At 40.5% G+C, this 16,061-nt stretch carries 9 protein-coding genes and 1 riboswitch; all 9 genes read left to right on the forward strand.

Annotated elements, in window-relative coordinates; translation table 11 throughout:
- Positions 1–3: 3 nt before the first annotated feature.
- The 9 genes from DC498_RS07835 to DC498_RS07875 all read left to right on the forward strand — a co-directional run bounded on the left by DC498_RS07835 (position 4) and on the right by DC498_RS07875 (position 16,058).
- A complete protein-coding gene (locus tag DC498_RS07835; protein WP_116873601.1) occupies positions 4–1,194 on the forward strand; it encodes a trans-sulfuration enzyme family protein in 1,191 nt (396 codons plus the stop codon).
- A 638-nt stretch (positions 1,195–1,832) separates the two neighbouring features.
- Positions 1,833–1,938, forward strand: a riboswitch (SAM riboswitch).
- Between the two features lie 372 nt (positions 1,939–2,310).
- Positions 2,311–4,602, forward strand: coding sequence for a TonB-dependent receptor (locus DC498_RS26125; protein ID WP_165813787.1), 2,292 nt, complete (start codon positions 2,311–2,313; stop codon positions 4,600–4,602).
- Positions 4,602–5,822: a sialidase family protein gene (locus DC498_RS07845; protein WP_165813788.1), complete on the forward strand. Its 1,221-nt coding sequence runs from the start codon at positions 4,602–4,604 to the stop codon at positions 5,820–5,822. The genes DC498_RS26125 and DC498_RS07845 overlap by 1 nt, the downstream gene beginning before the upstream one ends.
- A gap of 8 nt (positions 5,823–5,830) precedes the next feature.
- Positions 5,831–8,449, forward strand: coding sequence for a TonB-dependent receptor domain-containing protein (locus tag DC498_RS07850; protein ID WP_240627923.1), 2,619 nt, complete (start codon positions 5,831–5,833; stop codon positions 8,447–8,449).
- A gap of 66 nt (positions 8,450–8,515) precedes the next feature.
- Entirely contained in the window at positions 8,516–11,608 is a 3,093-nt protein-coding gene (locus DC498_RS07855) for a SusC/RagA family TonB-linked outer membrane protein (protein WP_116873603.1), read from the forward strand.
- 55 nt (positions 11,609–11,663) lie between these two features.
- Positions 11,664–13,385 (forward strand): RagB/SusD family nutrient uptake outer membrane protein, encoded by a 1,722-nt coding sequence (locus DC498_RS07860; RefSeq protein WP_116873604.1) that lies wholly within the window; start codon positions 11,664–11,666, stop codon positions 13,383–13,385.
- Positions 13,386–13,499: 114 nt separating this feature from the next.
- Positions 13,500–13,976 carry a DUF4625 domain-containing protein gene (locus DC498_RS07865; protein ID WP_116873605.1) on the forward strand — a complete coding sequence of 159 codons (477 nt, stop codon included), beginning with the start codon at positions 13,500–13,502 and terminating at the stop codon, positions 13,974–13,976.
- A gap of 21 nt (positions 13,977–13,997) precedes the next feature.
- Entirely contained in the window at positions 13,998–14,480 is a 483-nt protein-coding gene (locus DC498_RS07870) for a peroxiredoxin family protein (protein WP_116873606.1), read from the forward strand.
- On the forward strand, positions 14,481–16,058 hold the full coding sequence (locus DC498_RS07875) for a DUF6029 family protein (protein WP_116873607.1): 1,578 nt from the start codon (positions 14,481–14,483) through the stop codon (positions 16,056–16,058).
- Positions 16,059–16,061 lie beyond the last annotated feature (3 nt).

Consider the following 16,061-nt stretch of genomic DNA (forward strand, 5'->3'; position numbering starts at 1 on the left):
AAGATGAGCAACATTGTAACAGAACTCCTTCACAGTATTCCTGCAGATCCTTTAACAGGTGCGGTCTCTATACCCATTTATCAAACAAGCACTTTTGTGCAGGACGCACCGGGTGTAAATAAAGGTTATGATTATGCCCGCAGCGGAAATCCTACAAGAGCAGCGTTGGAAACACTGATCGCCGGCATAGAAAAAGGAGCTGCAGGCGCGGCTTTTGCAAGCGGTTTGGCTGCCATTGACGCGGTAATAAAACTGCTTGAAGCCGGCGATGAGATCCTCGCGGTTGATGATATTTACGGCGGCGCTTTCCGGTTGTTTACACAGGTGTATCAAAAGTTTGGCATTACGGTGCGTTATGTTGATACTACCGTTGCAGAAAATGTGCTAAATGCCATCACTGCTAAAACAAAACTTATCTGGCTTGAAACACCTACAAACCCCACACTTAAAATATCGGATATTGAGGCTATTGCTAAAATCGCGAAAGCCAATCACATTTTGCTTTGTGTAGATAACACCTTCGCTTCGCCGGCGCTGCAACTTCCAATCACTCTGGGCGCAGATATAGTTGTGCATTCGGCTACCAAATATCTCGGAGGTCATAGCGACCTGATAGCAGGACTTGTTATTACAAAAGAAAAAGCGTTGGGCGATAAGATAAAATTTATTCAAAATGCCAGCGGTGCTGTTCTGTCACCATTCGACAGCTGGCTGGTGATCCGTGGTATAGAAACGCTGCACCTGCGGGTTAAGCAACATTGCGCGAATGCGCAGGCCGTAGCAGAATTTTTGCAATCACACCCGGCTGTAAGTAAAGTATACTATCCCGGGTTGAAAGATCATTTTAATCATGGTATTGCAGCAAGACAGGCAAAGGGTTTTGGCGGAATAGTTTCTTTTATTTTGAAAGAAGATACTGTTGAAGCTGCCAATGCTTTTGTAACGGCTACAACATATTTTAAATTGGCAGAAAGTCTTGGTGGTGTAAAAAGCCTGTTATGTCACCCCGCACAAATGACACATAAATCTATACCGGAAGAAATACGAAGAGCCTCCGGCGTTGCAGATAGTCTTATACGCTTAAGTGTTGGATTAGAAGATGCAGATGACCTGGTTGATGATTTAAGCAATGCCTTTAAGAAAAGTAAAATCAGTACTGACAAAAAAACATTTGCACAAGCATTGTCTTTTTAAGTTGATACAATATGTTTACAATAGCAGGAAAATTTTTTTTTTGAAAAAACGAAACAAAAAATTGTTTTATCTAAATAGTCTATTACTTTTGTGGACAATTATTAAATTTATTCGAAAGTGATTGCTTTTACTTTACGTCGTGTATGTTGTTGCAATTGAGCTAATGCGTTTGCATTGTTGCAAATAACGAGTTGAGATTTCTCCGGCTTTAATAAACCACCACCATTTATTCCGCCGAAATTTTATACGTACCCGCAAGGGTAAATATTATTTTATTTTTCTGGAGCCCCCTGCAGGGTTCAGAATATTATGGTGGTCATATATTTGGTAACCTCCGGTAGCGGGGCTTCAGAAAAAAAATACATCCATTTTGATAGTGAGTAAAAGGTGAAGTTAGTATATCTGTGAGTAGAATAGGTCAATAGAATGTTAATCAGGTTATACCGCGGGCATAAGCCTGTTTTACTTTACATTATCAGATAAAATTATGAAACTTTACGTGAGCAGATTGTGTTTGATAACAGGAGTATATGATACAAAAAATATAAGTCTACAAAAATAGTAGACTAAAAATTTGGAAGTAATTTGTTAACGCTTTAGCTTTGCACCATCTAATTAATCACCACCATTAGTTAGTTAATTTATAAAGAAGAAGGGAGAGTCAGGCTCTGTGAACTTCTGGCAACTTCCGGCATCCGGATAAGTGCCTAACCTGGTCTAAACAATATTTAGAAACTATAAATTGACTACATCATGCAACCAGGGTCAAAATCCATTTATTTGATGTTCTGTAGCAAAATGCGATGTTAACGCAAACAGAATGATTGTGTACCGGCCTTGTCAATACAGGGCTCATGCATAGTATATATTCTTACTAAACTTTATTAATAAGTTATGTTTATGCACCTGCTTTACTGTGGGGCGCTATGTATTTGTCTTACTGGCTTTAAAATTTTCTTGTAATAACAAGGGCTGTCGATAATGTAATTTTTGTTTACCAAACAAGAATGAGGGATGTCTTTTTTATTGTAAAAAAAATGTTTGATTAACCATTAAAATCAAATACCGTATATGATACACAGTATTTGATTTTGCAACCAAAGCAAAAATAATTTTATGTCCTTCCGATCTTTCATTTTATTAACACTTTTATCAATAGTAATTGAAAATGCGGCACAATCGCAAAATACGATCAGTGGATTTGTATTTGATAAAGATCATGGCCACCCGGTTGCTGATGCCAGCATTTCATCTCCTGATAAAAAAATAGTTACAAAAACAAATAAATCCGGGTGGTTTGTTTTTACATCAGCCACGCCGGTTGATAGCATTATTATTTCAGCTATAAACTATAAGCAGCAAAAGATCCCTGCTTCTGATAATATACGGGTGTTTCTGCAATTTTATAACACTGAACTTGCTGAAGTAATTGTTTCAGCAAACCGCGAGCAGCAACCACGGTCTGAAGCTCCTGTAGCTATACATACCATTTCCAAATCTACCATTAATGATACAAAAGCAACACGCCTGGATATGTTGCTGAATAAAGTACCCGGAGTGTTTATGGTTGATTTGGGTAATGAACAACATGCTATGTCCATACGACAGCCTATGGGTTATAGCAACATGTATTTGTATCTCCAGGATGGCGTTCCTATCCGCACGGTAGGTGATTTTAATCATAATGCATTGATTGAGATTAACCAGGCCGCAATAGAGCGGGTGGAAGTAATAAAAGGACCTGCCTCCTCTTTATATGGAAGCGAAGCCGTTGGAGGAGCTGTAAATTTTATTACGGCAACACCTTCACGCATACCTACGGCAAAAGTGCAGGTTGAAGCAGGCAGCAGAGGTTATAAGAGAACAGATTTTTTTGTTTCCAATACATTTAAAAAACTCGGGTTATACATCGGCGGGTATTTTGCGGATAGAAATGAAGATGACAGCAAGCATAACGACTTCAGGAAACTTGGTTTAACATTCCGCGCCGACTATCACTTCAGTGAAAAAAGCCTGTTGAATTTCACTGCTGATTATATTGATTATAAAACAGACCAGGTAGGAGGATTGGACAGTGCAAAATTTTACAGCAAAAACTATGAGAGCTTTTACAGGTTTACTTACAGGAAAGTAAATGCTTTCAGGTTAAAAGCTGCATTTGAGCATAACTGGAGTGAAAGTGATAAAACAACAGTAACGCTGTTTCACAGGAATACGGCAATAGGGCAAAACCCGTTTTACAGTATTGGTGCCATTGCCGGCAGTACTACGAAAGCAAAGGGACAAATTAATGAAGATGCATTTACAAGTTATGGTGTGATAGCACAACACCGGAAAAAGTTCAACTTCCTGAATGCACGATGGATCACAGGTATTAGCGTGGACTATAGCCCGGCAACCTATTGGGCAAATTATATTGATGTAGATGTAAATGCAGACAAAGTGTATTATGCCTATACCACTACTGATTCAGTTTTGACTAATTACAGGGTAAGCCTGTTTAACTCTGCAGTATATACTCAGCTCGAATTTAATCCTGTTGAAAAATTTAAAATACTTGTTGCAGGAAGATATGACAGGATGGATTATGATTTCAGGAATTTTCTTCCCCCTGGTTCTTATTCAGGTGCTGAGAATGCCTCTAATTATTTCTCATATTTTACTCCTAAAGTTGGGTTTACTTATGGCTTTACCAATACTAAAGGTGTTTATGCCAATTACAGCGTTGGCTTTGCGCCGCCTAATATTACTGATTTATTCACTGGCGTGCAGGTACCCACACTTAAGCCTTCTACTTACAACAATTATGAAATTGGCGGATGGACAAGTTTTGACGAAGGAAGAGGTAATGCCGATATAGCCCTGTATAAGATGGATGGTAAAAATGAAATTATGAGCGTCAGGCAAACAGATGGTACATACAAAAATCAGAATGTTGGAAAAACTACACACTATGGCATTGAAGCAAATGCCCGCTATGAATTGCTGAAAGGATTACAGTTAAGAGTTAGTGGCACTATTGCACACCACGAGTATAAGCAATATGTAAAAAATGATAAAAACCTTTCCGGTCACCATATGAGCCAGGCTCCATCATATTTTGTAAACAGTGAGCTGAGTTATAAGCCGGGGTTTTTAAAAGGATTCAGAGTTTCAGTGGAGTGGCAGGGTATGGGTGGTTATCATACAGATGCTGAGAATACGGCAAAGTATAACGGCTTTAATATTTTAAATGCAAGAACAGGATACCAGTTTAAATCATATGAGGTTTGGGTAAACTGTTTGAATGTGGGCAATGTGGTGTATGCTACAACAGTTGAAAAAAGTGCATGGGGTACTACATACAGACCCGGGCAACTCAGAACATTTAATGTAGGCTTAGCATGGAAATTAAACCAGGGAAATTAATGATGAGAAATATTATTTACATTTTTTTAGCAGCATTTATCTTCTCCTGTAATGCAAAAGAAAAAACAACCAGGCACATTGCATTTCATGGATTGGGTACCAGCAGGGATAGTGCGTTTTCAGGATCATGCCCATATTTATTTAAAACCGGCGATAGCGCAGTGCTTATAAGCTGGCTGCGGGATGTTTCAGATACACAGGCAGTGTTGTGCTATGCAATTGCGGATAATGGGGTTGATTTTGGAACAACAGTTGTTGTGCCCGGAAGTGATAACGCTCATCCTCACGGTGAAAATTTACCAAGAGTAATAAAAACGCCTGGTGGAAAAATATTAGCAACATGGGGAGCGGCAAATCCTAATCCCAAAAATCCTTATTCAGGTATAGTGTATTATAGCTGGTCGCTGGATGATGGAAAAAACTGGACTGCTCCCAAAACTTTAAGCAGGGATATCAATAGCATTGACCAGCGCTATTTTGATATTGAAATACTAAAAGATAATACAGTAGGTATAATATGGCTCGATAACAGGAAGCAAACGGACAAGGATGGATCATCATTATATTTTGCCACATTTAATGAAAATAATGTGACGGATAATGAACGGGCAATTGATGTTACTGCCTGCCAGTGTTGCCGTACAGATTTGTTTGCTGATAAACAGGGAAACCTGCATGCCGTATACAGGAAGATCATCAATGATTCAATAAGGGATATGGTGCATACGGTTTCCGCAGATAATGGTAAAACATTTTCTCTACCTGAGCGCATCAGTCCTGATAACTGGGTGATCAATGGCTGCCCGCATACAGGTCCGGCAATAGCGCAAACATCTGAAGGGCTTTCTTTTGCATGGTACACTTTGGGAAATGGTAGTGGTGTTTTTTACGCAGATTCAAAAGACAACGGTAAAACATTTTCTAAACGGGATGCTGTAAGCGCTAAACCTTCTGCTAAACATCCGCAAATAGCAATCGCGAAAACAGGCGAGCAACTGATCGTTTGGGATGAGGGCGCTTCACACGGGAACAGGATAGGAATTGAGGTAAGATCTGCTGGTGGAAAGAAATTGAAAACAGATTATTTAACGGATAGCATAAGCTATGCCTCTTTTCCGGTAATCAGGCCTTTAGGTAATGGTTTTATTGTTGCTTATTCCGGCAGAAATAAACCTGGTGATAATGAAAAAATTTTTTACAGGATCATTGATCCATTGTGATTATAGTAATGAAACAATTAAATAAATATATATTAACCGGTATCGCGCTTTCGTTTTTGATGCAGGAAGCATTTACACAAACCAATACATTGGTTACAGCATCATTTCATGTTTCGGGTAACTGCGAAATGTGCAAGGGAAGAATAGAGCAATCTGCTTTATCATTCAAATCTATAACATACGCTGATTGGAATATTAAAACAGGCGGGCTGCAGATCACCTTTGACAGTGCTTTAATATCAAAAGCTGTTATTCAACAAAAAATAGCGGAAGCCGGTCACGATAATGATTCGTTTAAAGCATCAGACGAAACATATAAATCCCTGCCTGTATGCTGCCATTATCATCGCTCTGGAAAAGGCGGTATAAAAAATGTATTACACAGGTTATCCGGCGTAATTGTTGAAGAAACCGTTAAAGGAAAACTGCAGCCGGTTGCCGGCGCAACTATTAAAAGTCTTCATTCAGGAGAAAGTTTCATTACTGACAGTACCGGTGTTTTTCAATTTCAGGCTACTTTACCCGCACCGGTTATTATAAGCTATACAGAATTTGCACCGGATACTATTACCCTTACCAATACGGATTTTCTTACGGTAACATTAAAAAATGCGTCATCTGTAAATTTAAAAGCGGTAACGATTAATTCAAAAAAAGAGCCTGCCTATTTATCGTTGAAGAATGTATACAACACTTTGAATCTTGGGGCTGCTGAATTGTCAAAAGCTGCCTGCTGCAATCTCTCCGAAAGTTTTGAAACCAGTCCTTCTGTTGACGTAAGCTATTCAGATGCAATAACGGGTATAAAGCAGATTCAGTTACTGGGATTATCCGGCATTTATACACAGTTGCTTACAGAGAACGTTCCGGAATTAAAAGGTTTGCAGGGGAGTTACGGGCTTACATTCATTCCGGGTACGTGGATTGAAAGTATACAGGTAACAAAAGGTGTTGGATCAGTGGTAAATGGTTATGAAAGTATTGCCGGGCAAATAAATATAGAAGAGAAAAAGCCGGATAATACGGAACGCCTCCTGGTAAACAGCTATGTAAACAGCATGGGCCGCGCTGAGCAGAATATCAATCTTGCACACAGGCTCAACAACAAATGGAGTACCGCAGTGTTAGCTCATGCTGATGCTGTTGCATGGAAGCATGATGGAAATCATGATGGATTTGTTGATATACCCGGCGGCCGCCAGTTTAATCTAATAAGCAGGTGGAAGTATGCTGACAATAACGGCTGGATAGGACAGTTTGCAATTAAGGCTTTAAATGATAAACGATATGCCGGGCAACGCGGCTCTCATCACAATGCAGATACATCAATAACTGATCATTATACTGTTGATATCAGCTCAGAACAATACACGGTAACCGGAAAGCTGGGATATGTGTTTCCTCAGCATAAGTACAAAAGTGTGGGCGTAATTTTTTCAGGTAATATTTACAATAATGAATCTGTTTACGGAATAAATACATATTCGGGTAAACAAAAAAATATCTACGCAAATTTTATTTACCAGTCTATTATAGGTACTACAATGCATAAGTACAGAACCGGGTTTAGTTTTAGTAATGAAAATTACCGTGAAATATATATAGCAGATCACAGCGAGCATTCCGGCGACACGGATGTACCGGGACACACGCATGTAACGCCTGGCAGCACCGGTGAAAAAGCTGTATTTACACGCAATGAAATTGTGCCGGGCGCATTTTTTGAATATACTTATACAGCGCCGTTTAATCTTTCGGTAATAGCTGGTATACGTGCAGATCATCATAACTATTTTGGATGGATCACTACACCCCGGCTTAATCTTAAGTACGATTTTTCTGAGAAAACCAATCTTAGGGTTTCAGCAGGATCAGGATACAGGCTGGCAAATATTTTTACTGAAAATGCCGCAGCATTTGTCAGCTCCAGGCAATACAGGATAATCAATACTTCGCATAACTATGGTTACGGTCTTGATCCCGAAAAAGCATGGACAGTTGGTGTTAATTTTCTCCATGCTTTCAAATTACACCAGCGTGCCGGCACCGTAAGTGTTGATGCGTACAGAACCAGCTTTATTAACCAGATCGTAGTTGATTTTGATGCTCACCCGCAGGAATTGAACTTTTATAACCTGGAGGGAAAATCGTACTCCAACAACATACAGGTTGAACTGAATTATGAGCTGTTAAAAAAACTTGATGTGCGCCTTGCTTACAAATGGCTTGATGTAAAAACAGCTTATTGGGGAGAGCTGCTTCAAAAGCCGCTGCTTTCAAAACACAGGGCTTTTATAAACCTGGAATATAAAATTTCAGACAAATGGAAGTTTGATTATACAACGCAATGGTATGGGCGAAAGAGAATTCCATATACGGTGTCAAATCCAGAAGGATTGCGTTTGAGCGATTACTCACCTGCGTTCATCCAGATTACTGCACAGGTAACCCGGAAGTTCGAAAGTAAATGGGAACTGTATGCAGGAGGCGAAAACCTTACGGGTTACAGGCAAAATAATCCTATCCTGGATGCAGCCAATCCATTCGGTAAATATTTTGATGGTTCACTGGTTTGGGGACCAATAACGGGAAGAATGATTTATGTGGGGGGAAGATTTATACTGTAGCATCCTGTGATTATAAGTGTTACAATTTTCAATGTGTACAAAATTAATTTTAAAACCTACTGCAAGATGAAATGTTATGTTAAGCTACCTGTACTAAATTATTTTTTCCTTCTGTGTTCTCTGTTGTTTATTGGCAAACTTAATGCGCAAAACAATATTATAAAGGGTTATATTATTGATGCCAAAACAAATGAGCCAATCGTTAATGCTGTTGTAAATGAAAAAGGGACCAGTAATAAAGTGCTGAGTGATACTAAAGGTTTTTTTTCTTTTCATTCTGTAAAAGCTTTTCCATTAACAGTGGTGATCACTTCTGTAGGATATAAGCTGGCTGAGGAAGAAATACTGTCAGCAAATGATCCTGTCACATTCTCATTATTACAAAATATAAATGTGCTGAACGAAGTTGTAGTTGTTGGGTATGGCACACAGCGAAGAAAAGATCTTACCGGGTCTATATCATCTGTTTCAAAGAAGATACTGGAATACAATATATCACCTTCTGTAGATGCGTTGTTGGGTGGTACAGTGGCCGGATTAAATGTAACCCAGGAATCAGGACAACCGGGAGCGCCGGCAACTATCCGCATACGTGGCGGAAATTCTGTAAACGCCAGTAACAATCCCTTATTTGTAATTGATGGTTTTTTGTTTTTCAGTGACAATGCTTCAACCAAAGCAGGCTTGGGCGGTATTGAAGGAGAGCTTAATCCGCTCGCATTTCTTAATCCTTCAGATATTGAATCTATTGAAGTATTAAAAGATGTTTCAGCTACGGCTATATATGGCTCAAGAGGATCCAATGGTGTAATACTGATAACTACTAAAAAAGGGAAAAAAGGCGGAAGCTTAATAGATTATCAATATTCGGCCGGCTTTGCAAATTCTGCCAAACAATTAGATCTGCTTAATGCCAAACAGTGGGCCCGTTTACAGAAAGACTATTTTCTCAACAAACCGGGCTATTCAGATCAGCAGATCGCTGCTTTGGGGCAGGGATATAACTGGCAGCAAAAAGTACTTCAAACAGGTATTACTCAAAATCACTCCATCTCTATCAGTGGTGGTGATGAAAAGTCGCAATATTTTATTTCAGGCAACTACCTTAACCAGGAGGGTGTGGTGCTTAATTCAGGATTGAAGCGTTTTGTAGGACGTGCCAACTATGACAGATCAGTGTTACCTGGGCTTCGGGTAGGCGTAAACGTTACCGGCAGCCAGAGTACACAAAATACGCTTACAACATTTGAAGCAGTTAATTACAATAGCTCTCCTTATTCTGCCGGTATTACCAACTCGCTTACCTATGCATTATATATGCCACCTGTTGTGTCGTTCTATACTGCAAACGGTGGGTACAACTACAATAATCCATTTGAATACGCGTACCTGAGAGAAGGAGATACAACGGCTAACCCTATTTCAGATCTTTTGCATAGCACGGCCCAGTCTGTATATGCTTCTTTGCTGGGAAATTTTTATGCGCAATATAAAACAGAAAGCGGGTTCACCGCAAAGGTGAGTGTTGGAACCAATATCGGGTATACCACCCAAAATTACTTTTCTCCTTCTTACACCGCTATAGGACTTGAGCCGCAGGGAATAGGCGGTATCGGAAATAAAAAATCGCAGATCCTTTTATCGGAATATACCCTGTCCTATGCAAAGCACATCAAAGACATCCACTTTATTGATGTATTGGCAGGTTATACCTACCAGCATACCAAAACAAATTTTATTACTACACTTAGTTCTGGTTTTACCAATGAAGATCTGGGTGTAAATAATCTGCAGGACGGAAAGCCCTATGGCAGCCGGCCGATATTCAGCGGGCTTACTGAAAGCAGGCTTCATTCATTGCTTGGCAGAATAAATTATTCATTGCTCGACAGGTATCACCTGACAGCAAATTTCAGAAGTGATTATTCTACACGGTTTGCCAAAAATCATAAATGGGGCTTATTCCCTTCCATTGGTTTAGCATGGAATGTGAATGAAGAATCATTCCTGAGCAATTATAAACCGCTCAGCAATTTAAAATTAAGAGTGAGCGCGGGACAGGTAGGTAACCAGGAAATAGGTGATTATGAATACCTCCAGCTTCTGGAAGCCGTGTATTATGGCGGGAGTGTTGCATACCAGGTAGGAAACAGCGGTAATGAAAACCTGAAGTGGGAAACAACATTTCAATACAATGCAGGTATTGATGCGGGTTTTTTGAATAACAGGCTTTCCGCTACTGTAGATGTATATCATAAAAAAACATCTGATCTGCTCATCCGCATACCACCGGCCCTGGGCCAGAGTAATGAACAATTGGTGAATGTAGGTAACCTGGAAAATAAAGGTGTAGAGCTGACTGTGAACGCGCTGGTAGTTGATGATAAAGTATTACAATGGTCGGTGGGTGCCAACGCGGCATATAATGTAAATAAAATTACAAAGCTATATAACAACGTAACAGAAAGAATCTTAGGTATAGAAATATTAAGAGTAGGTGAACCCTTAGGATCTTTTTACGGGCAGGTGTTTCAGGGGATAATTCAAAAAGGGGAAGATCTTTCTAAACTACCTACCAGCCCGTCTTACACAACTCCGCAACCAGGCGATCCGCGGTTGAAGGATGTAAACAGGGACGGGCATATTGATCAAAACGACCGTGTGGTATTAGGCAGCAAACAACCTAAGCTTATTTATGGTTTTTCATCTTCTGTAAATTTTAAAGGCTTTGATTTGTTTGTGCTGCTGCAGGGTGCACAGGGAAACAGTGTATACAACCAGTTACGCCGCTATCTTGAAAGACCAACAGATGCGTATAATGCTTCTGCAGTATTGCTGGATAGCTGGACGGAATCCAATCCTTCCAATACAGTACCCAGGATTACCAGCACACCTTTTTCTTCGGAACTGGACAGCCGTTATATTGAGGATGCTTCTTTCTTAAGGTTGAGAACAATAACACTTGGTTATACTGTAAATAAAGCGTTGTTAACCGCCCGTAAGTTGCCGCCATTAAAAGTCCGCGTGTTTGCAACGGCTCAGAATCTTTTAACAATAACAGGATATAAAGGCTATGATCCGGAAGTAGCGCAAGGTATTGATTTAGGAACCTTTCCTATGCCGCGCACATTCCTGTTTGGCGTAAACATTTCATACTAAGTAAATGCATTTATAAATATATACTTATTCATTCATTGCTAAAACAACAGAAAATATGACAAAATCTCTAAAACATCTAGCTTTAACAGCTATTGCAGCAGGGTCTTTGGCGGGATTTTCCTGCAAGAAAGACGTGGACCCCGGCGACACAACGCCCCCGGTTATTACAGGTGAATCAGTTTGGAAAACAGACCAGGAAGCCCTGGCAACGGCAAATGCCGCCTTTCCGCCATGGCAGAGACTGAGCTCTTCTTTCTCCTTCTTGTTGGAGTCTACCAGTGAGCATACCATCAGCTTTGAAGGCGCTGATGATGCAGATGGACCATTGGTAAGCCAATTAAAAACGGATGTTAATAACTGGTATCCTACCAAGATATTTAACTATATCTATGTAAGTATAGGTGAGGCGAACAGAACGATCGGCAAAGCTGACTCCAGCCGCGCCGGCGACAATCTTACACAGGCAAGTATAGACCTGGCAAGAGCAAGGGCAAAATTTATCCGTGCTCACGGTTACGCGTACCTTACAAATCTTTGGGGTGAAGTGCCGCTTATTCTCACGCCTAATCCTACACAGGCAGAGCAAACTACGCGTAAATCCATAGATGAAGTATATACGCAGATCGTAAAAGATCTTACTGAAGCCGAAGCCGCTTTACCAGGATACGATGTGGTGCGTTCTAATCCAAGTAAAGGAGCTGCTAACGCGCTTTTGGCAAGAGCTTATCTGCAATGGGCAAGCAAGCCGCTTTCTCAGTCAGAAGTTGCTGCTATTGCAGGCGGCAAAACTGATCCCAGCGCTGCTACATGGGACGCTACCAGGCTGCAGAAAGCTGTTGAATATGCTGATAAGGTGATCAGCAGCGGCAACTACAAATTGCAGGATGATTTTGAAACCAACTTCGGAGTGCCTGCTGAAGATAAAGCAGCAGAACATATCTTCACTATTCATCATGATGGAGATGGATTGGGAGATGCGCAGGGTAATCACCAAACGCACTGTCCCTTCACCTTCCGTTTCGATCTTTACCAGGATAATCATATCGGGCCCGCTGATGTTACTTTGCTGAACCGTTTTGCAGACAATGATAAGCGCAAGCATTTTTCGCTTTTCACCAAGTTGTATAACCAGGACGAACCTGTTGCTTCTCCTGTAAGTAAAGCTTCAGACTATAAAGAATACGATTACGTGTTCCCTGTTACATCACCACGAATCGGGAAATTTGTACATCGCAATTCAAAATACAATGATGTGGCTCCAGGCTCAGAAGCCGGACAGCCTAATAATATCAATCGTATTGAGATCCGTTATGCAGAGGTATTGTTGACCAAAGCAGAAGCATTATTTCAATTGGGCAAAACAACTGAAGCTGCACAGGTGATTAACCAGTTAAGAAGAAGAGCCGGTGTGGAAGAGTATACCACGCTTACACATGAGCAACTGGAACATGAATGGTACCTGGAATTATTCTTTGAACAAAGACATTGGTCTAACCTGGTTCGCTGGAGAAAACTGGTTAGCACAATTCTTACTGATGTACCCACTTTTGAATATTACAAACCGGACTATAGTTCAGTAGAATCCCAGGTTGCCAAATTCGGCGCTGAAAGCGATGGTACCGGAAGCAAGGTTAAAACCAACTATCCGTTTTTTGCGAAGATCTATAAGCATCTGCATGCAAAAACCGATAATATTTCCGGGAAGTTCTACCGGTTCCCTATTCCAAAAGGTTTATCAGGCAATGACCTGGGCATTACACAAAACCCCGGATACTAAACTTTGTTTTCATTAATAGCCGGATAGCAGAAATATCACCTGTTAAGCAATGCTGAAGCAGGTGATATTTCATATTTACCGATTAACAGGGTTCATTCCTTAAATGAAATTAACATGAAAGACAAACAGTTTTTGAACAGTATGATAGTGTTATGGTATATACCTGTCGTTTTATTTTCATCATGCAGCAAGGAATCTGAAAAGGAGAAACCTGCGGCGCCAACTATTGAAGTCATTCATCTCGGAGCTCACGTGTCATCAGGTGAAGATGTTTTTTACCTGGGACAGGAAGGGCATTTCGAAGTGAATATTGAAGCCCCTGGGCGCATTCAGTCTATAGAACTTGAAATAGATCAGAAAAGCGGCTATGCCACTTTTAGTCTCACCAAAAATTACACAGATTATGTTGGTAAAAAAGAAGTGCTGGGTTTCCAGGATTATCCTTTGATACCGGAAGGTGAGGCAATCGGAGATTATGCCTTTCGCCTGAAAGTAACTGACCAGGCAGGACAGGTAGGTAAGCTGGAAAGAGATATAACCGTTGCCGCCGGAGACAGTACAAATACCGGGCATGAACATGAAGGACATTAGTGACGAAACAAAAAAATAACAATGAAGAAATTTTCACTATTCGCGTTAATATATCTGGTTGTTGTTACTTCCTCAGCACAAACACAATTGCCAGCTGTACAACTAAGCACATTAAAAGGAGAAACCATAAGCTCAACAGCTCTGCTTAATGATAAGGTGCCGGTAGTAATTTCATTCTGGTCAACCATCTGCAAACCCTGCATTGAAGAGCTGAACGCTTTTAAAGATCAATGGGCAAAATGGCAAAAAGAAGTGAATTTCCAACTCGTTGCAGTGTCCACTGATGATGCAAGATCAGTTGCCAGGGTGCGTGGATTTGCTGCTTCACGCGAATGGCCGTTTACCATATTGCTGGATAAAAACCAGGATTTTAAAAGAGCATTAAATGTTAACTCCATTCCTCAATTATATATTATAGGGACAGATGGAAAAATTGTTTACTCGCATATTGGATATACACCCGGCAGTGAAACAAAAGTGCTGGAAGTTTTAAAAGGATTGTAGATGAAACAAAACATCATCCATATATGCTTAATTCTTTTTATTATTTTGATAAGTATTCAATCTATATATGCACAGGGCAACCTGTCAGGCAGTTTTGAAACCAACTCCATTTATTATGTAAAAGATAGCAAACCGGGTATTGTTGCGCCTGATGACAAGTTTGGCTCTGATAATTATTTTAAGCTGGATTACAGACACAGGAAATTCAGCGCGGGTGTTCAGTATGAAGCATACCTGCCGGTATTGCAGGGACTGCCTTCAACCTTGCGCAACAGCGGATTGGTATTTAAATATGCTTCTTTCCGGGATAGTAATTTTTCCGTTACTGCCGGCGACTTTTATGAGCAGTTTGGGAACGGGCTAATTTTCAGGGCGTATGAAGAAAGGGCTATTGGACTTAATACCGCTGTGGAAGGTGTACGGCTTGCATATTCATTCCGCAATCTTATTCATGTTAAAGGTATTGCAGGACGTTCACGCGAGTTTATGGACAAAGCTACATCAAATATCAAGGCTGCAGGTGTGTCTGTAGATATCGCATCTTTATTAAAACTTGAAAACTCAACAGCAGATGCCGCTGTTAATATGATAAACCGATATGTAAGTTATGCCGGGCAGGAGCCAATCAATCCTAATGTACAGGCATATTCCTTTAATATAAACTGGAATGTGCATGCATTCAGCCTGCAGGGTGAGTATGCATATAAGTCGAAGGATAACAGTGTATATACTAATAACCGTAACAAAGATGGCAGCGCTTTGCTGCTGGAAATTGGATATAATACCCCTGGCTTTGGAAGTTTGTTAACATTGCGCAGGCTGGAATACATGCAATTTGGTACAACACGTGGCATAACCGGGATCGGGCTTGATCTGAATTATTTACCCGCATTAACAAAACAACACAGCTATTCACTCGCTGTGTTAAATCCACATAACACAATGGGCAACGGAGAAACTGGCGGGCAACTGGATATACAGTATAACCTTCCGCAAGGAAGTGTGACAGGGGGTAAATATGGAATGCAGTTATCACTAAATGCGTCAACCTACTACAATCTGCAGGGCGATGTAATTAACGGCTATGATTTTTTTGCTACAGGTAAAACAAAATATTACCAGGATATTAATCTGGATATAGAGAAGAGATTCAGCACATCCATGCTTGCTCACCTGTTTTATGCAAACCAGCAATTCAATCCTGTGATTATTGGGAAGGAAAGCAGCTTGTATAAGTCGCATATAGTTGCCGGAGATCTGCGCTGGCAACCAACAACAAAAAACTCCTTTCGCTTTGAGCTGCAACATCTCTGGAGCGGCGATTACCTGAAAAACTGGGCGGCTGCGCTTATTGAATTCTCTGCGGCTCCGTCGTTTACATGCTTTATTGGTGATATGTATAATTATGGCGACAGTAATATTCATTATTACCGGTTGGGAAGCAGCTATACTTTTTCGCGTACGCGGATTGCGCTTAACTATGGCAGAAACAGGGAAGGGCTTATTTGTGCCGGTGGCGTTTGCCTGTATATGCCTGCATATACAGGTCTTAACCTTTCCATAGCATCATCTTTTTAATTA

Source organism: Terrimonas sp. (genome assembly GCF_003075435.1).
In the GTDB taxonomy this organism is placed as follows: domain Bacteria; phylum Bacteroidota; class Bacteroidia; order Chitinophagales; family Chitinophagaceae; genus Agriterribacter.